This window comes from Enterococcus sp. AZ035, assembly GCF_050548325.1.
Classification (GTDB): domain Bacteria; phylum Bacillota; class Bacilli; order Lactobacillales; family Enterococcaceae; genus Enterococcus; species Enterococcus faecalis.
The window spans coordinates 1,229,787-1,250,297 of record NZ_CP172958.1 but is presented as its reverse complement, the minus strand read 5'-3'; the positions used below and the strand labels follow the sequence as shown (position 1 = coordinate 1,250,297).

Below are 20,511 nucleotides of genomic sequence, written 5' to 3'. Positions count from 1 at the left end.
AGTGCAAGAAAAGTTTTAGTTTCTGCTGATTTTCTAACCAATTCAAGAAAAAATGAGTTTGACACAGCCGATCTGTTTACGGCTATGTCAAACTCATAAATTTCAAGAAAGTAACGTGTTATTCCTCTTCTTTCGCATCAGATAAAGCGTCACCTAAAATATCGCCCATGGTAAAGCCAGTATTTTCTTCAGGCAATTCATATTCCTGTTCTTCTTTTGGTTCTTCTTGAGACTCAGGTTTTGGTTCTAACGCTTTGATACTTAAAGCAATACGATGTTCCTCTGGATTAACTTCTAAAACTTTCACTTGTACTTGATCCCCTTCATGAAGAACTTCATGAGGCGTTGCAATGTGCTTGTGAGAAATTTGAGAAATATGCACTAATCCTTCCACACCAGGGAAAACTTCCACAAAGGCACCGAAGCTTGTTAGGCGTTTTACTGTGCCATCTAAAACAGTCCCAGCGGCTGCTTTTGTTTCGATATCTGTCCATGGTCCAGGCAATGTTTCTTTAATAGATAAAGAAATACGTCCTTCTTCTGGATTAATTGAAAGAATTTTTACTTGAACGTCTTCGCCAACAGTTAACGCATCACTTGGTTTGCCCACATGCTGATGAGCGATTTCAGAAACATGAACTAAACCATCCACGCCACCTAAATCAATGAATGCGCCGAAATCTGTTAAACGAGCTACTTTCCCTTCAACAACGTCTCCGTCATGTAAAGAAGAAAGTAATTCTTCTTTTTTCGATTCTTTTTCAGCTTCAACAACTGCTTTATGTGAAAGAATTAAGCGGTTTTCTGAAGGTTCGATTTCAATAATTTTAAATGCTAGTGTTTGACCTTTATATTCAGAAAAATCTGCAACAAAATGATCTTCAACCATTGAGGCAGGAACAAATCCGCGAACACCGACATCAACAACCAAACCACCTTTAACAACATTTGTAACAGGTGCTTCGATTACTTTGCCCGCTTGGAAATCTTGTTCAATTTCTTCCCAAACTTTTTTAGCATCTAAACGGCGTTTTGACAGTAAATAACTGCCGTTTTCTTTATCTTTGCCAATTGATGTGATAACAACTAAATCTAACACATCACCGACTTTCACAAGTTCGTGTACATCTTCAACTGGTAAAGTCGATAATTCCTTTGCAGGAACAACGCCTTCAACGCCCGCTCCTTCAATGCCGACAACAACTTGTTTGTCTTCAATGGCTAAAACTTCGCCTTTAACAATATCGCCAACACTGACTTCTTGAACGCTGTTCATTGCATCTTCCATTGTTTCGTTGTTTGCTACTTGTTTGTCTTCAAAATCTGTCATGCCTCTTATCCTCCTATGCCAACAAAAATTCCAAAACTTAGCTATATATACTTACATAGTACGAGATTTTTGTAAAAAAATAAAGCGATTTCTTCTATTTTTCTTAAAATTCTTTAAAAAAGTTCAAAACCTTTTTGTTTAATCACATTTTGTATGGCGGCGACGACTTCTTCAATCGTCAACCCTGTTGTATCGATTTTCACAGCATCACTTGCTTGGACAAGGGGTGATACTTCTCTGGTTGAATCTAAATAATCCCGACGTTCAATCTCCGCCTTCAAGGTTTCAAAATCCGTCTCAATCCCTTTTTCTTGATTTTCTTTAAAACGACGTTCTGCACGTTCGTCAACGCTAGCCACCAAGAATATCTTTACTTCAGCCTTTGGTAAAACTGCAGTACCAATATCTCGACCATCCATGACAACTCCGCCGGCTTGACCAATTTTCTGTTGTAACGCCACCATTTCTTCTCTAACTTTTGCATGTTTTGAAACAGCTGAAACAGCATTCGTTACATCTGGCTGGCGAATCGCTTCGGTCACTTCATGACCATCGATAAAAACACGTTGGCCATTCTCTGCTTGCTGAAAAGAAATAGTGTGGTTGACACAAAGCGCTACTAATGGCTCTTCCGCTTGAATGTCGATTTGATTTTGCAAGGCCAAATACGTAATCGCTCGGTACATGGCACCCGTGTCACAATACACATAATTCAATTGTTTTGCTAAAATTTTTGCAACTGTACTTTTGCCTGACGAAGCTGGTCCGTCAATAGCAATACTGATTTTCCCCATGAAAAAACTCCTTAACTGATATGCATCTTTTTAAATGCGCTTCTTCTTTTATATTAAAATCAGAAGAAAAGAACTTGGATTTAAACTGATGACGAGTCTCTAACGAAAAAGCAATAAGCCGAAATCCCTCGAAAGACGCAAAACATCTTTCGGAAATTTCTGCTTATTGGCATTCTCATGTAATCATCCGTCGCGGTTTAGCCCTTGAAAGTGCTGTCCAAACCTCTTTTTCTGGATTATTTAATACGTAATGGTTGTCCTGGATAAAACACAGATGTATCAATCCCAGGATTTAACGCTAAAATTTGTTCTAATGTCATTCCGTTACGTTCGGCAACTTGACGTGCCCCTTCGCCACTTTGAACGGTATCATAAACAGGTTGTTGGTTCTGCGCTTGTTGCTGTTGTTGATTTTGAGCTTCTTGTTGTTGTTGCTGCTCTTGTTGTTGCTGTTGCTGTTGTTGTGCTTGTTGGTCCTGTTGTTGCTGTGCAGCAGCATCTGAACTTGAAGGTGTTGTATTTTCAGCTGGTTGGCTGCTTGCTGGTTCTGAGCTTTCCACTGATTTTGACGTACTTTCTTTTTTCTTCTCTTTTGATGATGATTGGACTAATGAAGAAGATGGCTGGCTATTTTTGCTAGCACTTTCGTTCGGTTTCTTGTCTTGCATCATCCATAAGAAAGTCCCAATTGGAATGGCAATAATTAATAATAGCAAAATAACTAAAACAGTTAGAAATAATGAATTTCCTCGTTGCTGTTGGCGTTTTGCTAAACGAGAACCACCACCATTTTGATCAGGTTCATAAATTGATTGTTCCCATGGCTCACGAGCTTGGTTTTTCTTTTTGTCCTTTTTACTCACTGCTAATTTCCTCCTAAACTTCTCTCGCTTGTTATTATATCATAGCTTTTGCCAACTGCCGACTAAAAAAATGAATTAATCACGTTCTTTAAATAATTTTAGAAATTTAGAACGCCAACCTTCTTCATTTTGATTGCTGGTCTTGTTCGATTTTACTATTGAATCTTGGTAAATGTCAAAGAATAACGCACAATTATCACAACAAGTTTCCGGTGATTGTTTGACAATCGGTTCTTGAAAATAAGTTTGAATCAACGTTCTTCGACAGGTTGTGGTTTCAATATACGTCAGCATCCCTCTTAATTGTGCTTGGCGATCTTTTTCTTTCTCCTCTAAACGATGCTCTAGCTCTTCAAAAGAATAATCCTTGGCTAAATAGCCTTGGACCCATTTTTGTTGTAACTCGGTGGCATTTTCTAGCAAACCTGCTTGTTCTTCTCCTTCAATCAGCGATTTTAAGGTCGCTCGATTCGCTCTTGTCTCTTCTAAGAAAAACCGATGAATAAATTCATCCCCTTTTTTATACAATAATAGCGCCCAACTTTTTTGACCATCACGTCCAGCTCGCCCGATTTCTTGCAGGTAATTTTCTAAGCTATCAGGCAAATCAAAATGAATCACTCCACGAACATCAGGTTTGTCGATTCCCATCCCAAAAGCATTCGTTGCACAAAGAATATCGATTTGATTATCAATAAATTGTTCTTGCAAGCGACTACGTTCACTAGCCTCCAAGCCCCCATGATAATAGGCTACCTTAAAACTGGTTTTTGCCTGAATAAGTTGACTGATTTGTTCTGTTTTGTTGCGCGTGGCGCAATAGATAATGATTTTACCAGCCGTTTTAGATAAGTAATCTAGTAACACTTCTTCTTTTTCTGACGTTTCCTTCACGAACAAGCCAATATTTTTTCGATTCACTGAAGAAAGAACTTCTTGATAGCTGCCATGAGAAAATAATTGTTTTATAATTGCGTGCTGTACAACGGGTGTCGCTGTGGCAGTTAACGCCAAGGTCAAAGGAAAGTCTAGCTGTTTTTGGACCAGATCTAATTTACTATATTCAGGGCGAAAATCGACGCCCCACTGATAAACACAATGGGCTTCATCCACCACAAATAATGCAATTTTTTGGCGTTGTAACACACTAAGTACTTCTTGCTGCAAAAGCATTTCTGGGCTTAAAAACAGATAATCGTATTGGAACATTTTCGCTAAAATATAACGCTTTTCTGAATACTGTAACGTACTGTTTAAGGCAACCGCACCTTTAATTCCTTGTCTTTGTAATTGACGCATCTGATCTTCCATTAACGAAAGTAAGGGAGAAACAATTACCGTTAGTCCCTCTAACTTCTGGCCCACAAATTGATAACACAATGATTTTCCAGTCCCTGTTGGCAAAACAGCCAATGTATTCATACCGTCAAGTAAGTTTGTAATCACTTCTTTTTGACCAGGCTTAAACGCTGCGTAACCAAATTGAGTGAATAATTCTTGTTCTAATGTCAACAACACTCACTCCTTTTCTTGCCAAATTTGTTGGATTTGATATAACCGAAAATCTAAATAAGAAAGCGTCGCTTCTTGCGCTCGCCAATCCCGATACACCCACAGCCGCGGATCTTGTTCTGTTTGAGCCAAGTTTTGGAGCATTGCCTCCTTTTCAAGGTAAACAGACGCCTGCAGCTGCCCTTGAATAGCCAACTCTAATAGATGGTCGTGAATGGTACTCGGTTTTATTTTTCGCTGCTCAGCAATTTCTTGAAGTGTCTTACCTTCCGTTAACAATCGTTGGGTTTCTTGCATACTTTGGTTTAGATTTTTTTCTAGATACGGCCATACAAGCGTTTGTAAAGCAGGATAATTTCCTCCGTACATTATCAACTGCAGTAAATGATGAACCGCTTGCGTGTGCCACAAACGCTGTTCAAGAGCTGTCTTATGGCTTGTTAATTGCTGAGGAACTTTGCCAGTTTGCTGATAACCAGAAAGTTGCGCAACCAAATAGTCGCTTTCTGCTTCAGGTAGTAACTCAAACCCTCGCAACAGTTCTTCTTTGATTGATTGAACGCGCTGCTCTTTCTTGTCTTGTTGTAACCATCGTTTCAAATATAGTTGCGGAATCGGTGTTGATAAAAGTGGAATATACTGTTTTTCCTCAAATGATAAATATGAAGTCACTTGCACGGCAAATTGAATGAGTTGCCAACTTTCTCGATCACTTCTGCCAAAACGATAAAGATCAATTGCAGGATAATCCAGCAACGAAAAATGGTGCTCCTTTAAAAATAGTTGCCCTTCTTTTGTTAGTTGAATCTCATTTGTCTCTTCGTGATACTGAATTTGTTTCGCCTTCGAAAGTTTTTCAAGAAATTGAAAATAGGCTTGTTCGGAAATCGTTGGCCACCAGCCAATGAACCGTAAACAATCATATAAAAAACCATAAATCAAAACAGAGCTAGTCCGTTTGCCTTTTAAAAGATGATACAAAGTTGATGCACGTACCTTGTATCCATGAGATAATAACGCTAAAATAAAAGTTGCTTCCATAGTAAACCTCTTTTAGATAGGATGTGTCACTGTTTATGCAATCACGTTTAGTTCCTGAAAAATGTATTGCTTGTGGACTTTGTCAAGTTTATGCGCCTAATATATTTGATTATGATGATCATGGGATTGTCCTTTTTAAAGACGAGCCGCATGCTCGACAACAATTTATTCCAGAAAACGAACGCGAGAATGTGTTAAAAGCGTACCGCAAATGTCCCACGCGTGCAATAGAAATAAGCAAAAATGAGTGCTAAATAATTTAGCACTCATTTTTGCTTAGAGTATCTTTTCGAGCCAAGCAAGTGTTTGTTCATCTATCGAAACAAACTGTAATTGTCCTTCTTTTAACGGTTCTTTGACTAAATGAATTTGATCATTTAGGCCATTGATCCATTCATAACGAAGACCATTTTCTTTTGCTTTAGAATTTTTGGCTTCTAAATAATAATTGACATGGTAATTTTCTTTACCATCCAATTGTAGCGTATTAATGGTCACTTCAAAATCTGGTGAACCATCGGTCGATTTCTTTTCACGTAATCGTTCAAGTGCTTCTATAAAAGAAGGAAATTGAGGATTATTTTCCCCACCAACGAGATATTTTTTAGCAAATTCTGTACTATCCGTATGACTTTTCACTTGTTTGGCAAATGCTTGATAAAAGGTTTCTAGCGCTTTGCGGGCATCATAGTCGCTAGCTAACGGAAAATTCAATTGTAGCGTTGGATTATCGGAGAGCGCTTCGACAAAATCATTTTCACCAATCGTTTCTTTTGATGTTTGAATTTCTTCTCCATTAATCGTCTTTTTAAGTTGAATCGTCATCCCTTTGGACCAGAACAAAGGGCCAATCGTTTTGCTTCCATTCGTTAGCGTACCAACTTTCCGATCATTAATATAAATATCTGCGTCTGGCAGATTGCTTTCCACAACAAAATTCATTCGTTTAAAATCTAAAGGAATACTAGAAATATAATTTTCCTCTTCTAATAAACGGTACTCTTCTGTGATAACAGGTTCGCCGGTGCTATCTTTCACTGTGGCTGTAAAAGTATATTGTCCTGGCGCTAAGGGGCCCAATTCCTTTTGATAAGTGGTTGAGTCGGAAGTGCCCACTTCCCGCCCGTTCATTGCCAGCGTCACACCGCGCTGATTCGTCGTTAACTGAACAGAAACAGGCGTTAAAATGAATTGATAACGGTGAAAGAAAAATGCTGTTTGACTTGTTTCACGAATAGTTAAACCATGTAACTTTTTATCCTTTAATAGCGCTTTTTCTAATTTTTTTAGCTCAGTTGGATTTTTTTGATAATAAGTGATTAAAGGCTTAATGCTTTGCGGATTCACTTGAAATTCAGACTCGTTCGTCCTCATTTTTTTACTTAATTCTTGGGCATCACCATTCTCAATCGCTTCAATAAAATAAGAAATTTGTTGTTCCTTAGAAAAATAATGCGTCCCGAGAAAATAGCTACCCGCTCCAAGAACGATGAACACAAAAAGAAACGCCCAGATCCAGCTTCTTTTTGATCTGAGAGGAGTAGATTCGTTCCCTTTATTCATTGATGGTTGTGCTTGGTTTTCCTCTTGATGCATTGATTCATTCATTAGCGGAGCGCCGCATTCTTCACAAAAGGACTCCGTATCACGATTCACGTGACGACAATTTTTACACTTTTTCACTCAGGAAAACTCCTCTTTCTTTGATGATTTCTATCATACCAAGGGAAAGTTAAAATTACAATGCAGATGGTTTAGTATTTTTTAACAGAATGATGACAGATTATGACAACCTCTTTTCTTTTAGGCGTAAATTTTAAAAACCCACTGTCAAACATTGTTCAACAGCAGGTTTTTTATCATTTATTTTGTTAACGGTGTTTTTTTCTGAATAGTATGTTGTTTTTTTGATAGCCATGGCAATAACTTCGCATGTAGTACTAGAAAAACACCACTGACTAAGAGGCCTTTAATAAGGTTGAATGGCACAATACCAATCGCCACATAGCTTGCTAAAGATGTTCCTAAAAATTGTTGTGTGGTCACACCATATAATTGTAAGTAAATGGGTGTAATGACAAAATAATTCGCAATACTCATGAAAATTGTCAAGGCTAAGATCCCACTTACTAAGCCCACTATCCGATTTGTACGGATATTTTTCTTTTTACCAAAGAAATAAAAAATTGGCAAGGTGAAGATACTACTTGCTAAAAAGCTAGCGAAATCTCCCACCATATTTTGCGGTGCTAGTCCGGTTAAGAACAGGTGTAGCAACGAACGAACAAAAGCAGTAATTACTCCTGCTAACGGTCCGTACAAGAACATTCCGAGTAGAATCGGAATATCACTAAAATCGATTTTCAAAAAACTAAACGCCGGCATAATCGGAAATGCCACAAATTGTAATACTGTACCGATTGCGGCCAACATTGCAATGCTGACCATTTTTTGTACCTTGTTGTTCATCTGAAATCCTCCAATTAAGGACCCATCTTCAACGAACTTTTTGATTCGCTTCTTTGTCATACAAAAAAACCCTATTTTTCTGCAGGGAAAAATAGAGTAGGATTATCTGATGAAAAAGCGTCTCAAATAAGCCCTATCTTCTTTATCCAGACTATACTGTCGGTATTGGAATTACACCAATTCAATCGTTAAAAACGAGTCGTGGACTATAACCACCGGTCGGGAATTACACCCTGCCCCTGAAGACGAACCTTGTATTATATTTTTTTACTTACTTAGTGTAACCGATTTGAACAATGAATGCAACTAACTAAGCTTTTTTATTAAATTTCATTGATTGCTTCGTTTCTCAAAAAAAACAATCCCTTCGCCATAAGCGCGAAGAGATCGAGTCGTTTTATCTTATTTAGCTTGATTTAATAATTGACTGATTTCTTTTTTAGTTAAATCACGATATTGCCCTGGTCGCAAACCTTGTAAGGTCAACTCACCGTAACGTTCACGTTTTAATTTTTGAACAGGGAAACCAACAGCTTGAAACATTTTCTTCACTTGATGATTACGTCCTTCATGAATCGTTAATTCCACGACACTGCTACCTGTTTTAATGTCCGCTGAAAGAATTTGAAAATTGGCTGGTGCTGTGCGTTTGCCATCAATGCGAATGCCTTTGGCTAATGGCAATAGATCCCGTTTAGTTGGAACACCTTTAATTTTTGCTACGTAGACTTTATCTACTTCATGTTTAGGATGGGTTAATTTTTGTGAAAAACTTCCATCATTCGTTAAAAGTAACAACCCAGAAGTATCATAATCCAGACGACCGACTGGATAAATTCGCTCAGTAACATCTGTAAAATAATCCGTTACTACTTTACGGCCTTTATCGTCAGACACCGCAGAAATAACCCCTCTTGGTTTATAGAATAAATAATAACCATATTCTTCTTGATAAATTGGTACACCATCAACCTCAACAGTATCTTGTTTACTTACTTGTGTTCCTAATTCTTTGACCACTTGGCCATTGACTTTTACGCGACCTTTGACAATTAATTCCTCTGCTTTGCGACGCGAAGTCACCCCAGCATGAGCAATTGCTTTTTGTAATCTTTCCATTGTTTAAGCTTCCTCGCCTTCTGTTGTTTCAGACATTGGGTTCGTTTCTTGATAACGATCAAAAAATAGATCCATTGGTAGTTCTTCTTCTAATTCATCTTCCATTTGTTGGATATCTGGTAATTCATCTAAACTTTTCAACCCAAAGTAATCCATAAAATACTTCGTTGTGCCATACAAAATTGCTCTACCAGGACCATCTACGCGGCCTTTTTCTTCTATCAACTGACGGGCAACTAACTTTTGGATAGAGCCAGAAGTCTGTACGCCACGAATTTCATCAATTTCAATACGCGAAATTGGTTGCTTATAAGCAATAATGGATAATGTTTCTAGCGCCGCTTGTGATAAGGCGTTCGACATAGGCGATTGCGCATATTTTTTTAGTAATGAGGCATATTTTTTCTTAGTTGTTAAGACAAAATGATTGCCGACTTCTAAAATATTTAACGCCGATTTATTGTCAGAAGCATAATGTTCTTTCAATTTCGTTAATTCTTCATAGGTTTTTGCTGTTGACTTCTCTAATAAGTACGCAAGCTCTTCCAAGCCAATTCCTTCTTCGCCAACCACAAATAAAATTGCTTCAATTTGACTAACTAATGTCACTGTGTTTCCTCCACCTCTGTTGTATCTTCCTGCTGGGTTTCTGTATTAAATAACAAAATTTCACTATAATTATTTTCTTGTTCAGCATAAATCACGCCTGTTTTCATTAATTCTAAAAGAGCCATGAACGTTGTCACAATTTCTTGTTTGGAATAAGAATCGAAGAAAGAATCAAACGACACTGCCTTCCCTTTCTGTACTTGACGCATACGTTCTGAAATAGCGGTGATTTTTTCTTCGATGGAAACATCGTCACTAGCAACAGTTGTTTCAACAGGCTGGCGATTTTTTTTCTTTTCTAACATGGCGTGAAAGGCTAGAAATAAATCAATTGTATTGATTTGATTAGGCGGTAGTGTTGTATCTTCCTCTTTATAATCATCCATATCCATTGGTTCTTTTGTATAATAGAGTTTACGTTCTTCTTCTTTTTCATGTAAAACAGTCGCTGCATATTTAAATTTCCGATACTCCAATAACTGAGCTACTAAAGCTTCCCGTGGGTCTTCCTCTTCAAAAAAATCTTCATCATCAATGATTTCAAGCTCTTGTTTTGGAAGCAACATCTGACTTTTAATAGCCATTAAGGTGGCAGCCATGACTAGATATTCTCCAGCGACTTCTAACTCTAAGGTTTGCATCGCATGAATATAAGACATGTATTGTTCAGTTACTGCTGTAATGGGAATGTCATAGATATCGATTTCTAATTTTTGAATTAAATGTAGTAGAAGATCCAGTGGTCCTTCAAAGACATCTAGTTTTAAATTAATTTCTTGCAAAAACGACACCTACTTTCTTTTCTCGACTTCCTAGTTTACCATAAATTTATTCGTTTGTGGGCATTCTCGCAAATTAAGCCCGAGGAAAATGTTCCTTATAAACATCTGCCATTCGTTGTTTGGTAATATGTGTATAAATTTGTGTCGTGGAGATATCTGCATGTCCTAATAATTCTTGCACGATTCTAAGATCTGCGCCATTTTCCAACAAATGTGTCGCAAAGCTATGCCGTAATGTATGCGGCGTAATATTTTTCTCTATCTGGGCTTCTCGGACAATCTGTTTTAAATTTTTCCAAATGCCCTGTCTAGATAACGGTTCGCCATGATGGTTAACGAATAGGTGTGTTTCATTCGGATGATTTTTAATCAATTGAGGTCTGGCTTCGTTCATATAGCGCTCAATCCATTGAATCGCATAATCGCCTAAAGGAATAATTCGTTCTTTGTCCCCTTTTCCGATTGTTTGCAATAAACCAATGGATAAATGCAGATCCCCTAATTTTATTTCAATTAGCTCACTAACTCGCAGGCCCGTTGCATACATCACTTCTAAAATAGCACGATTCCGCATACCTAGTGGTTTACTTGTATCAGGCGTTTCAATTAATCGAGTCACTTCGTCAACAGATAATGTACTTGGCAATTTTTGAACTTTCTTGGGGGAGTCAATATGTTGCATCGGATTATGTTCGCTTAAGCGTTCTTGACGTAAAAATTGATGAAATCCTCTCAAACTAGAAATCATCCGAATCACACTTGCTGAAGCTTGCTGTTCTTCGTGAAGGGATTGCAAAAATTCTGTAATCATGTAACGGTCAACTTCGTCCCAAGAATGCAGGCCTTGTTCTTGTAAAAAGGCTACGTATTTTTTTAAATCTCGTTCGTAACTCCGTCGTGTGTTATTTGATAAGCCCCGCTCTATTTGTAAATAGTGTAAATAATCGACTAATTGTTCTTCCATTATCCTTCCCTCATTTCTAGTACTATCCTATCAGATTATGCCCTAGATTGCATGGGTAAATTCCAACTTATTAAAAAAAATCAACTGACAACAAAAGACTTGTTCACTAAGTCGTTAACTTAAGAACAAGTCTTTTGTTTTTGCTACTATTAGTAAAGAATAAATTTGTTATTTTATATATTTATCTAGAAAAGCAGCTACTGTTTCCTTATATTTTTCTGGGTTTTTATTATAAGCTTTCGCATGCTCTGCTCCAGGAACGACATATTTCTCTTTAGGTCCTTGGGTTGCATTATAAACTTCGTCTAGCATACTAAACGGCACAAACGTATCATTTTCACCATGAATAAAGAGCATTGGTAACTGATTCTTTTGTAATTGTTTAACAGCGCTTGCTTCCCCAAAGAAATAGCCAGCTCTAAGTTTCGTAATCCCGCTAGTAACATTAACTAATGGGAAACTTGGTAAATTGAAAAGCTCTTTCAATTGATATTGCAACTCCTGATTGACTGTAGAATAGCCACAATCTTCCACAATGGCTTTCACGTTATCTGGTAATTTTTCCCCGCTCGTCATCATGACTGTAGCAGCACCCATACTGACACCGTATAAAGTGATTTGTTCTTGCTGACCATTTTCGGTTAAAACTTTCTCAATCCATTGGACATAATCTTTACGATCGGGCCAGCCGAACCCAATATAATCTCCTTGACTTTTCCCGTGACCACGCGCATCTGGCGCTAACACATTGTAGCCCCAATCATGATACATTTTCGCAAAGACAGACATCGTTTCTGCCGAACCCATATAACCATGCGCCATAATAACGGTACGATTACTTTTTTTGTCGGCTGGTAAATAAATGGCCTTTAGACGTAGCCCATCTTCCGAAGTAATTGACCATTCTTGTCGATTTTTGTCATCTTTAAACCACGCGCCTTCAGGTGTCTGGACCACTTTTGACCCTGGGGTATTCTCATTTATAAAGTCTTTCTTTCCTGGAACTACTGCATAATTATAAAAATATAAGCCTGCCGCAATTAAACCAATTGCAATTACTACAATAAGCGCAATCAAAATTTTTAACCATCGATTCATCTACGTACTCCTTTTATTTAAACTGTATGATTCATTATAAGTTGTCGCCCTTTTTTTGACAACCACCATTCAAAGATTCAACCATCTTTCTTTACCACTACAATGGGACAATTTTGTTGCGACAAAAAAGCATAGCACAAAAATATTACCTTTTACGCTATGCTCCACTTATCTATTTATAGGAAACTAAAAATTATTTATTTTCAATAAGTTTAAAACTTGACCATGGTTTCAAAAATTCTAATAAGAAACGTTCGTCATCAGAAATACGACCAACCACATTTACACGGCCATCATTTTTCATTTCTTTTAAAGCAATTTGTGTTTCCCCTTTGTATTGTCCATAGCCAACGTTGTCAATCAAGACATCGCCTCGAACAATATCTCTCGTTGTATGAGCTGGGAAAGGACGATCTTTATAGTAAACACGTGTCATTGTTGAACGCAAAACGTAATCAGAACGATCTCCACGATAACTGTGTAAGTTATCGAACAATGCAATTCTTTCATCTTCTGTGATTTCTGGTTCTGTATCCACTTTGATCGAAGGATACGGTGCTTGAAAGGCTTCTGCCATTGCTGCTAATTCTGCTTCTGAGGCATAAGCATTTCCGACAGAAATATCATCGATTAATCCTGTTAAAACTAAATGCTTAACTTGCGTTGCAATTTCTAAATCGCGGTGGTCTTCCAAAGAACATAACCCATCTTGTGTCGGCCATGGCCCAAATGTAGCATCGTGTGAGTTCACAAACGCCATCGTATTTAAATTATATTTTCTAAATTTTTCTGAACAATAAACAAAATGCTCATAGCCTAAGCCGGTATAGCGATGTGGATAGAAATTATGTGAGCCTAGTAAATTTTCTGTGTTTGGTGAGTAGGCCATAATATTATCTACATAACTTGTCCCTGAACTCATATTAATTTCAATTTTAATACCATAAGGGTTTCTTGTCATATTCGCCTCTTCTTGCCCAGTAAAACCAAGATCTAAACGAATACCGTAAGCGCCCATATCATGGAAAAATGATAAATCATCATAAGAGATGCCTAATTGTTCGAACAATGCAGGATTAATATCGACCATCACTTCCATACCTAATTGGTTGGCGTAATCTACGACTTTTTTAAACTCTGCTAATACCTTTTCCCGATCATCATTGATTTGCAATAAACTAGTAAAGACACGCTTAAAGCCGTATTTATGAGCCAAATCCAAATATGCTTTGTCCTTTTCAAATGTTGAACGTTCTGGATAAATTGAAATACCTAATTTTCCCATGTGATTGCCTCCTAAATTGTAAAACATAATAATGTATCTGCTTACATTGTAACAAAAAAAACAAAAGTGGTCTACACCTTTCCTATAGGAAATCTTATAAAAATTCCACTGGTTTGTTATCTTCTCTTTTGTTATGATAAAAAAGAACCTAATTGTCAGTGTGAAAGGAAGAGGAAAACAGATGAAACATAAGAAAATGCTTGCTGTTGCTTCAGTTGCAGCATTCACCTTGCTTTTAGCAGGCTGTAACACAACCAATAATAAAGGCACGACCGCAACGAGTGATTCTGTCGCTAAATCCAGTGAAAGCAAAACAAAGGATTCGGTCGACTTAAATTCACTAGATTTACCACAACTAGATGACAAAGTTGCCGAAGATCAAGACTTAGTCCAAATGGTTACTTCAATGGGAAATATTGAAATCAAACTATTTCCTAAACAGGCTCCAAAAACTGTCGAGAACTTTATGAAACATGCCAAAGATGGCTATTATGATGGCTTGACTTTCCACCGCGTCATCAATAACTTTATGATCCAAGGTGGCGATCCTAGCGGTGATGGAACTGGCGGAAACAGCATCTGGAATAAACCATTTGAAGATGAATTTTCAAACCAGTTATATAACATTCGTGGCGCGTTATCAATGGCGAATGCAGGACCTAATACTAACGGCAGTCAGTTCTTTATTGTCCAAAATACAGATGATCAATCTGATGGTCTTTTATATGATGATTATCCAAAAGCAATCATTGATGCTTACAAAAAAGGCGGCTATCCTTCTCTTGATAAAAAACATACTGTTTTCGGTCAAGTAACCAAAGGAATGGATATTGTCGATAAAATTGCCAAAGTCGAAGTTGGTGCCAACGATAAACCAAAAACTGATGTTAAAATTGAAAAAATCAATATTCTTCAAGAAGCAAAAAAATAACAAAAAGTCAGAACGTACGCTGAAGATACGTTCTGACTTTTTGTTATTTTTGAATCGCTTGTAATGCCTTTTCTGGTACTTGGTCTTGTTTGACCTCTTCATACGTATTGATGTGGGCCCCTTTATTTGAGACTTTTAGATAATGATCTGTTTTTAATTCATGGTCCGCTGTGAAAGTTATTTCTCGCGTTTTGCCTTCCTCATCTGCGGCTACTTGCGTATAACTAGCAATTCCATAGCCATTAACGCTATCGGCTTTCTTTGTTTTAACATACACATTTCCTTCTTTAACCAATGGATTTAATTGATCTAACACACCAGCTAATTCGCCAGAGTTCTTCTCTGCGTAAAACTTGGCCCCAAATAAACCACCACCAATAACAATTGCTGTCACCACTAAAAATTTAATAAATTTCATCACATAAATCCTCCCGAGTAATTATTCTCTGTTACTTCTTCCAAAGTATAGCAAGTTTTAAACAATCCTTCCTCGGGCGCAACGACCAGTTTTTCCTCAGACTTATGTCGTATTTTTGTTATTTTGAATAAATAACAAAACACTACTCTTCTATCAATAATTGACTTAATAATTGAATTTCTTGATTCTTAGTTAAGTCAATTGTTTTCATTGTAACCGCTGTGGCTAAACCTAAATAGATTACCACCATTTTAGGAAATAATTCGACAAATTTTCCTTTGTCCATTTGTACATATTTTTTATCCAATAATAAACGCTCTTCAAAAAAAGTTTGAAGCATTTGCTGCAATTCTTCTTCATAACCATGTGCTTTCATAAATAACGCCGTATAGATTTTTTGATGTTTTTGGGCAAATAATATAAAGTTCAGACCCAATGCAATCACTGGGTCTGAGGCACCGACATCTGCTTTATAAAATAATTGCATACGATGAAATAACGATTTAATTAAGGTTCGTTTTAAATCGTCCATGTTGACAAATTCTAAATAAATTGGCTGCGTAGAAATCCCCATAGCATCTGCAATATTTCTAGCAGTTAAATTAGAAAAACCTTTATCTACTAAAATTTTTTCAGCTACGTTTAAGATTTTTTCCTTTGTATATACCTTCGTTCTAACCATTTTCATACCCCTTTTCTCTTTTAGTTAACAATAACTTTATTATGTTCACACAAAAGAAAACCATTTTCATTATATATATAATATTTTACACTTTTTTATGCGTTTCTTTTCTCAAAATTTTCTATACATTTCAAAAAAATTGAGAATTTTCATCGCCTATAAACAAATAGGTCCAGAACAAAAGGTCATCACCTTTTGTTCTGGACACTAAACGGCTGCACTCTTTATTCTTCTATTTGTTTGCCTTGTTCTTTGGCAAGCTCATTTTTATCATAAGCTACAAAGAACGGATAGTAAATCAAAATTGCCACTAGAATTAAAACAATATTCAAAACAGCAGCACGCCAATCGCCGCCTGTCGCCATAAAGGCGCCAATTGGTCCTGGTAAGGTCCAAGGAGCGGTAAAGACAACTTCACTTACTAAACCTAATTTTGTGGCAAACCAAGCAATCGTTGCTAAAACCATTGGTGCAAAGATAAAAGGAATCATTAAAATCGGATTTAAGACAATCGGTACACCGAAAATAACTGGCTCATTAATATTAAAAATAGACGGTGCTAAAATAGCTTTTCCTAGTTTTGAACCATATTCTGATTTTGCCCGGAAGGCTAATAATATAGCTAAACCAATTGTGGCTCCAGCACCACCAATCCAAATAAACCATTGGTAAAAAGGTTCTGCCGCAATCCGAGGTAATGCTTCGCCAGCTGCTTTAGCAGTCGTGTTTTCCTCTAATAGTTGTAGCCATAGAGGACGCGCCAACGATCCTACGATTGAAGCGCCGTGAATCCCAAAGAACCAGAAAAATGTGGTTAAAAAGACTAACAGCAAGACACTCAATAAAGAGTCCGCTGCTTGAACTAGTGGTCCCACTAAGTTCCCTACAAATGTGTGCCAATCAAAGCCTAAATAATAAGTGATTGAACCAATCAATAACATGACAATTAAAGTCGGAGTCAATGATTCAAATGAACGAGCAACAGCAGGTGGAACGTTATCAGGCATTGTAATTTTGAACTTAGACTTATCTGTCACTCGATAGATTTCGACAGCAATAATTGACGTCACAATCCCGACAAACATCCCTGCACCACCCAAATTAGCCATTGGTAAAACAAACCCAGAAACGCCAGCTGCTTTACTGGCTTCTTCAGGAATCGCTACAGGTACTAATGTTAATAAAAAAGCAATCGTAGCCAAAATCCCTCCAGAGACTTGATCAAGATTATATGATTTCGCTAAACTAGCGCCAATGCCAAAAGTCGCATATAACGCCATAATGTACATTGTCATTCGGTAAGGCAATAAGATTGTAGCAGCATTACTTGTTAAAAATTGAGTAATGCCCCAAGATTCTGGTAACGGCGGAAACGCAATAATTAGAAAAAAAGAACCGACAATAATTAAAGGTAATGTCGCAATAATCCCATCCCGCACCGCACGTAAATGGCGCTGATTGGCAATTTTAGCCATTGGTCCAGCTAGATGATTTTCAATCCAAACAGTCAGTTTATCTAACATAAATAACACTCTCCTCTGTTTTTCTCTTAAAAAATAACTCCTTTAATCAGCCATAAATAAGAGATAAGCTCTAATAAAATAAGAGAAATTAAAAACAACCAAATAAAACGCTTACAAAAACCTGTTTTCGTTTCAATAAAATAATGACTATACGCTAACGCAAAAGCAATCCCAACAGGCAAAAAAATCATGGCACCAATATTAAACGGCAGACTGAAAGTCCATAATAAAACACTCGGCAACAGGACACCACATAAGAGCCCCATACTAAAAAGAAAACCGGCACTTTTAACTGAAAACTTAGGAACCATTGCTTGATTGTTTTCCATTTCAATTTCGCTCCTTTCGTTTGTTATTTTGTTACATTTAAAATTATAAGCTATTAAAAATATTATTTCAATCTATTCGCTAATTTAATACTAATTTTAAAATAAAAAACCAGTTCACTGAGTGAACTGGTTTTATGCTTATTCGACAAATTCAAATTCAAAATTACCAATCCGAACAATGTCGCCATCTTTCGCGCCACGTGCTCGTAATGCCTCATCGACACCCATACCACGTAATTGACGTGCAAAACGCATTACTGTTTCATCATGATCGAAATTCGTCATTTCAAATAATTTTTCTAATTTTTCACCAGATAAAACCCATGAAGCATCTGGTTCACGATCAATCGTAAATTCTGGACCTTCTGGTTGGAAGCCATAACGAACGGTTTCTTCCTCTACCACTTCATCTTCATATAATGGGAATTCAGGCGTTACTTCCAACAAGTCAGCTGTTGCATTTAATAAAGGTTCAATACCTTTGCGAGTAACCCCAGAGATTGGGAAAATAGGTAGCTCATCAGCATACTCATCGGTGCGTTCCTTCGCAAGTTGCTCTTTAAATTTCGCTAAATTCTCTTCTGCTTCAGGCATGTCCATTTTATTGGCAACAATAATTTGAGGTCGCTCCATCAAACGTAAATTGTGTGAAGCCAATTCTTTATTGATTGCCAAATAATCTTCATAAGGATCGCGTCCTTCCATGCCACTCATATCAATGACATGTAAAATAACACGCGTCCGTTCAATGTGGCGTAAGAACTGTGTTCCTAAGCCGACACCTTGAGAAGCTCCTTCAATTAAGCCTGGCAAATCTGCTGCAGCGAAGCTTCGACCGTCACTAGTAGTCACCATCCCTAAGTTTGGAACTAACGTCGTAAAATGATAGGCACCAATTTTCGGACGAGCGGACGAGATAACAGAGAGTAACGTTGATTTCCCTACAGAAGGAAACCCAACTAAACCAACATCTGCTAAGACTTTTAATTCTAATTCGATTTTACGTTCTTGACCCGGTTCGCCGTTTTCGGCAATTTCTGGTGCAGGGTTTCTTGGGGAAGCAAAGCGAATATTCCCACGACCACCGCGTCCGCCTTTCGCTACTACTAAGGTCTGACCATTCTCAATTAAATCCCCAATTAAGGCTCCAGTTTCTGCATCACGAACTGTTGTACCTGGTGGAACTTTGACAAGTAAATCTTCTGAACCACGACCGTGCATTCCTTTACTCATACCATTTTCTCCAGGTGTCGCCTTAAAATGACGATTAAACCGGAAATCCATTAATGTGCGTAATCCTTCTTCAACAACTAAAACAACGTCGCCACCGCGACCGCCATCACCACCAGCGGGACCCCCGTCTGGTACATATTTTTCTCTACGGAAAGCAACCATTCCGTCGCCGCCTTTACCAGCTTTGACATCAATCGTCACTTGATCTAAAAACATGGACATATAATTTGTCCTCCTATTCTACTTCTACTATCTTTAATCACCTCAAAAAGCGTGATTCGAAAGTCTTTATTATTGTATCGGGAAAACAACCGTTTGTCTAGCAATTCTAGTTAGTTATCGTTGGAAAAAGCAAAATTTCTCATGAATCTTTCGCTTTCTTTTTGTCGCTTCGCTATCAGTCTTTTGACAAAAAAATTTTAGAGGTTCATACTATAGATAGTTGAAGAAAATCACTTTTTCAGCAAGGGTCCAAAGAAACACAAACATTTAAAGGAGGAATTTTTGTTATGACAGTCAAAGTAGGAATTAACGGTTTTGGAAGAATTGGTCGTTTAGCCTTTCGCCGAATAAAAGAAGTTTCTGATGATATTGAAGTTGTGGCTATCAATGATTTGACTAGCCCAACAATGTTGGCTCACTTATTACAATTTGACTCTACGCATGGCACCTATCCTGGCACCGTGACAGCCACTGAAAATGGCATTGTGGTTGACGGCGAAGAAACCCGTGTCTACGCAGAACCAGATGCAAGTAAAATCCCTTGGGTTAAAGAAAACGGAGTAGACATTGTCCTTGAATGTACAGGTTTTTATACCTCTGAAGAAAAAGCACAAGCTCATTTAGATGCAGGTGTGAAACGTGTGGTTATCTCTGCTCCTGCAGGCGCAATGAAAACAATCGTTTACAACGTCAATGATGATACACTTGATGCCAACGATAAAATCATTTCTGCTGGTTCATGTACGACAAACTGTCTAGCACCGATGGCTTACTTCTTAAATAATGAATTCGGTATTGAAGTTGGTACCATGACAACTGTCCATGCCTACACATCAACACAAATGCTATTAGATGGCCCTGTTCGTGGCGGAAATCTTCGTGCGGCACGCTCTGCTGCAGACAATACTATTCCCCATTCAACTGGTGCTGCTAAAGCAATTGGCTTAGTTATTCCAGAACTTAATGGAAAATTACAAGGCCATGCCCAACGTGTTCCCGTTGTGGATGGATCCTTAACAGAATTAGTTAGCATTTTAAAAACAAAAGTAACAGCTGATCAAGTAAATGAAGCAATGAAAAAACACACCATTGATAACCCTTCTTTCGGTTATGATGATCGTGAAATTGTTTCTGGAGACATAATCGGCACGACAGAAGGTTCGATTTTTGACCCAACGCAAACAGAAGTAACGACAGCTGGCGATTTCCAATTAGTGAAAACTGTGGCTTGGTATGACAATGAATATGGTTTTACTTGCCAAATGATTCGCTTATTGGAAAAATTCGCTAATTTATAATTCCAATGA

Annotated in this window: 21 protein-coding genes and 1 riboswitch; of the genes, 3 read left to right on the top strand and 18 right to left on the bottom strand. The window is 37.6% G+C overall.

The annotated features are described in order from the left end of the window. Positions 1-118 precede the first annotated feature (118 nt). The 5 genes from rpsA to IGL32_RS06000 all read right to left on the bottom strand — a co-directional run bounded on the left by rpsA (position 119) and on the right by IGL32_RS06000 (position 5,540). Positions 119-1,330, bottom strand: a complete 1,212-nt coding sequence (gene rpsA / locus IGL32_RS06020) for a 30S ribosomal protein S1 (protein ID WP_002360341.1) — start codon at positions 1,328-1,330, stop codon at positions 119-121. A 113-nt stretch (positions 1,331-1,443) separates the two neighbouring features. Further along, on the bottom strand, positions 1,444-2,124 hold the full coding sequence (gene cmk, locus IGL32_RS06015) for a (d)CMP kinase (RefSeq protein WP_156210034.1): 681 nt from the start codon (positions 2,122-2,124) through the stop codon (positions 1,444-1,446). Positions 2,125-2,360: 236 nt separating this feature from the next. Next, positions 2,361-2,987 carry a LysM peptidoglycan-binding domain-containing protein gene (locus tag IGL32_RS06010; protein ID WP_002360346.1) on the bottom strand — a complete coding sequence of 209 codons (627 nt, stop codon included), beginning with the start codon at positions 2,985-2,987 and terminating at the stop codon, positions 2,361-2,363. A 75-nt stretch (positions 2,988-3,062) separates the two neighbouring features. Then, positions 3,063-4,505 (bottom strand): RecQ family ATP-dependent DNA helicase, encoded by a 1,443-nt coding sequence (locus IGL32_RS06005; RefSeq protein WP_002382317.1) that lies wholly within the window; start codon positions 4,503-4,505, stop codon positions 3,063-3,065. After that, positions 4,506-5,540 (bottom strand): helix-turn-helix domain-containing protein, encoded by a 1,035-nt coding sequence (locus IGL32_RS06000; RefSeq protein ID WP_002379439.1) that lies wholly within the window; start codon positions 5,538-5,540, stop codon positions 4,506-4,508. Positions 5,541-5,575: 35 nt separating this feature from the next. Here IGL32_RS06000 and IGL32_RS05995 point away from each other — a divergent pair, with 35 nt between their 5' ends. After that, the gene (locus IGL32_RS05995) at positions 5,576-5,794 is read left to right on the top strand and encodes a ferredoxin (RefSeq protein ID WP_002357617.1); all 219 of its coding nucleotides are present in this window, start codon (positions 5,576-5,578) and stop codon (positions 5,792-5,794) included. A gap of 22 nt (positions 5,795-5,816) precedes the next feature. Here IGL32_RS05995 and IGL32_RS05990 read toward each other — a convergent pair whose 3' ends face one another. From IGL32_RS05990 to IGL32_RS05955, 8 genes are all read right to left on the bottom strand, one after another. Continuing rightward, entirely contained in the window at positions 5,817-7,148 is a 1,332-nt protein-coding gene (locus IGL32_RS05990; RefSeq protein ID WP_002382315.1) for a zinc ribbon domain-containing protein, read from the bottom strand. 255 nt (positions 7,149-7,403) lie between these two features. Beyond that, complete coding sequence (locus tag IGL32_RS05985) at positions 7,404-8,069, bottom strand: ECF transporter S component (RefSeq protein WP_002382314.1); 666 nt, start codon at positions 8,067-8,069, stop codon at positions 7,404-7,406. 71 nt (positions 8,070-8,140) lie between these two features. Beyond that, positions 8,141-8,260: riboswitch (FMN riboswitch) on the bottom strand. Between the two features lie 151 nt (positions 8,261-8,411). Beyond that, complete coding sequence (locus IGL32_RS05980; protein WP_002357624.1) at positions 8,412-9,128, bottom strand: pseudouridine synthase; 717 nt, start codon at positions 9,126-9,128, stop codon at positions 8,412-8,414. Between the two features lie 3 nt (positions 9,129-9,131). Next, on the bottom strand, positions 9,132-9,737 hold the full coding sequence (gene scpB, locus IGL32_RS05975) for an SMC-Scp complex subunit ScpB (protein WP_002357625.1): 606 nt from the start codon (positions 9,735-9,737) through the stop codon (positions 9,132-9,134). Then, positions 9,734-10,528, bottom strand: a complete 795-nt coding sequence (locus tag IGL32_RS05970; protein WP_002390627.1) for a segregation/condensation protein A — start codon at positions 10,526-10,528, stop codon at positions 9,734-9,736. The genes scpB and IGL32_RS05970 overlap by 4 nt, the downstream gene beginning before the upstream one ends. A 64-nt stretch (positions 10,529-10,592) precedes the next feature. Next, positions 10,593-11,483: a site-specific tyrosine recombinase XerD gene (xerD, locus tag IGL32_RS05965; protein ID WP_002360354.1), complete on the bottom strand. Its 891-nt coding sequence runs from the start codon at positions 11,481-11,483 to the stop codon at positions 10,593-10,595. Positions 11,484-11,651: 168 nt separating this feature from the next. Then, positions 11,652-12,581 carry an alpha/beta hydrolase gene (locus IGL32_RS05960; protein ID WP_156210036.1) on the bottom strand — a complete coding sequence of 310 codons (930 nt, stop codon included), beginning with the start codon at positions 12,579-12,581 and terminating at the stop codon, positions 11,652-11,654. Between the two features lie 193 nt (positions 12,582-12,774). Then, positions 12,775-13,866, bottom strand: a complete 1,092-nt coding sequence (locus IGL32_RS05955) for a DUF871 domain-containing protein (protein ID WP_430600116.1) — start codon at positions 13,864-13,866, stop codon at positions 12,775-12,777. A gap of 181 nt (positions 13,867-14,047) precedes the next feature. On the opposite strand from IGL32_RS05955, the gene IGL32_RS05950 reads away from it, so the two are divergent. Next, the gene (locus IGL32_RS05950) at positions 14,048-14,797 is read left to right on the top strand and encodes a peptidylprolyl isomerase (RefSeq protein ID WP_002374887.1); all 750 of its coding nucleotides are present in this window, start codon (positions 14,048-14,050) and stop codon (positions 14,795-14,797) included. A gap of 43 nt (positions 14,798-14,840) precedes the next feature. Here the strand turns inward: IGL32_RS05950 and IGL32_RS05945 are convergent, their stop codons facing one another. From IGL32_RS05945 to obgE, 5 genes are all read right to left on the bottom strand, one after another. Beyond that, positions 14,841-15,215 carry a YxeA family protein gene (locus IGL32_RS05945; protein ID WP_002379436.1) on the bottom strand — a complete coding sequence of 125 codons (375 nt, stop codon included), beginning with the start codon at positions 15,213-15,215 and terminating at the stop codon, positions 14,841-14,843. Between the two features lie 142 nt (positions 15,216-15,357). Continuing rightward, entirely contained in the window at positions 15,358-15,903 is a 546-nt protein-coding gene (locus tag IGL32_RS05940) for a TetR/AcrR family transcriptional regulator (RefSeq protein WP_002365644.1), read from the bottom strand. A 218-nt stretch (positions 15,904-16,121) separates the two neighbouring features. Beyond that, positions 16,122-17,420 (bottom strand): PTS sugar transporter subunit IIC, encoded by a 1,299-nt coding sequence (locus IGL32_RS05935; RefSeq protein WP_002363934.1) that lies wholly within the window; start codon positions 17,418-17,420, stop codon positions 16,122-16,124. A gap of 26 nt (positions 17,421-17,446) precedes the next feature. Further along, a complete protein-coding gene (locus IGL32_RS05930) occupies positions 17,447-17,749 on the bottom strand; it encodes a hypothetical protein (RefSeq protein WP_002363933.1) in 303 nt (100 codons plus the stop codon). 138 nt (positions 17,750-17,887) lie between these two features. Beyond that, the gene (gene obgE / locus IGL32_RS05925; RefSeq protein ID WP_002384537.1) at positions 17,888-19,204 is read right to left on the bottom strand and encodes a GTPase ObgE; all 1,317 of its coding nucleotides are present in this window, start codon (positions 19,202-19,204) and stop codon (positions 17,888-17,890) included. 287 nt (positions 19,205-19,491) lie between these two features. Between obgE and gap the strand changes: the two genes are divergently transcribed. Beyond that, positions 19,492-20,502, top strand: a complete 1,011-nt coding sequence (gene gap, locus IGL32_RS05920; RefSeq protein WP_002357638.1) for a type I glyceraldehyde-3-phosphate dehydrogenase — start codon at positions 19,492-19,494, stop codon at positions 20,500-20,502. Positions 20,503-20,511: the final 9 nt, after the last annotated feature.

Bases quoted from the DNA above. Each gene is read 5' to 3' on its own strand.
- rpsA (WP_002360341.1), bottom strand. From the start codon at position 1,330: ATGACAGATTTTGAAGACAAACAAGTAGCAAACAACGAAACAATGGAA.
- cmk (WP_156210034.1), bottom strand. From the start codon at position 2,124: ATGGGGAAAATCAGTATTGCTATTGACGGACCAGCTTCGTCAGGCAAA.
- IGL32_RS06000 (WP_002379439.1), bottom strand. From the start codon at position 5,540: ATGGAAGCAACTTTTATTTTAGCGTTATTATCTCATGGATACAAGGTA.
- IGL32_RS05995 (WP_002357617.1), top strand. From the start codon at position 5,576: ATGCAATCACGTTTAGTTCCTGAAAAATGTATTGCTTGTGGACTTTGT.
- IGL32_RS05990 (WP_002382315.1), bottom strand. From the start codon at position 7,148: ATGAATGAATCAATGCATCAAGAGGAAAACCAAGCACAACCATCAATG.
- IGL32_RS05985 (WP_002382314.1), bottom strand. From the start codon at position 8,069: ATGACAAAGAAGCGAATCAAAAAGTTCGTTGAAGATGGGTCCTTAATT.
- IGL32_RS05980 (WP_002357624.1), bottom strand. From the start codon at position 9,128: ATGGAAAGATTACAAAAAGCAATTGCTCATGCTGGGGTGACTTCGCGT.
- xerD (WP_002360354.1), bottom strand. From the start codon at position 11,483: ATGGAAGAACAATTAGTCGATTATTTACACTATTTACAAATAGAGCGG.
- IGL32_RS05960 (WP_156210036.1), bottom strand. From the start codon at position 12,581: ATGAATCGATGGTTAAAAATTTTGATTGCGCTTATTGTAGTAATTGCA.
- IGL32_RS05955 (WP_430600116.1), bottom strand. From the start codon at position 13,866: ATGGGAAAATTAGGTATTTCAATTTATCCAGAACGTTCAACATTTGAA.
- IGL32_RS05950 (WP_002374887.1), top strand. From the start codon at position 14,048: ATGAAACATAAGAAAATGCTTGCTGTTGCTTCAGTTGCAGCATTCACC.
- IGL32_RS05945 (WP_002379436.1), bottom strand. From the start codon at position 15,215: ATGAAATTTATTAAATTTTTAGTGGTGACAGCAATTGTTATTGGTGGT.
- IGL32_RS05940 (WP_002365644.1), bottom strand. From the start codon at position 15,903: ATGAAAATGGTTAGAACGAAGGTATATACAAAGGAAAAAATCTTAAAC.
- IGL32_RS05935 (WP_002363934.1), bottom strand. From the start codon at position 17,420: ATGTTAGATAAACTGACTGTTTGGATTGAAAATCATCTAGCTGGACCA.
- IGL32_RS05930 (WP_002363933.1), bottom strand. From the start codon at position 17,749: ATGGAAAACAATCAAGCAATGGTTCCTAAGTTTTCAGTTAAAAGTGCC.
- obgE (WP_002384537.1), bottom strand. From the start codon at position 19,204: ATGTCCATGTTTTTAGATCAAGTGACGATTGATGTCAAAGCTGGTAAA.
- gap (WP_002357638.1), top strand. From the start codon at position 19,492: ATGACAGTCAAAGTAGGAATTAACGGTTTTGGAAGAATTGGTCGTTTA.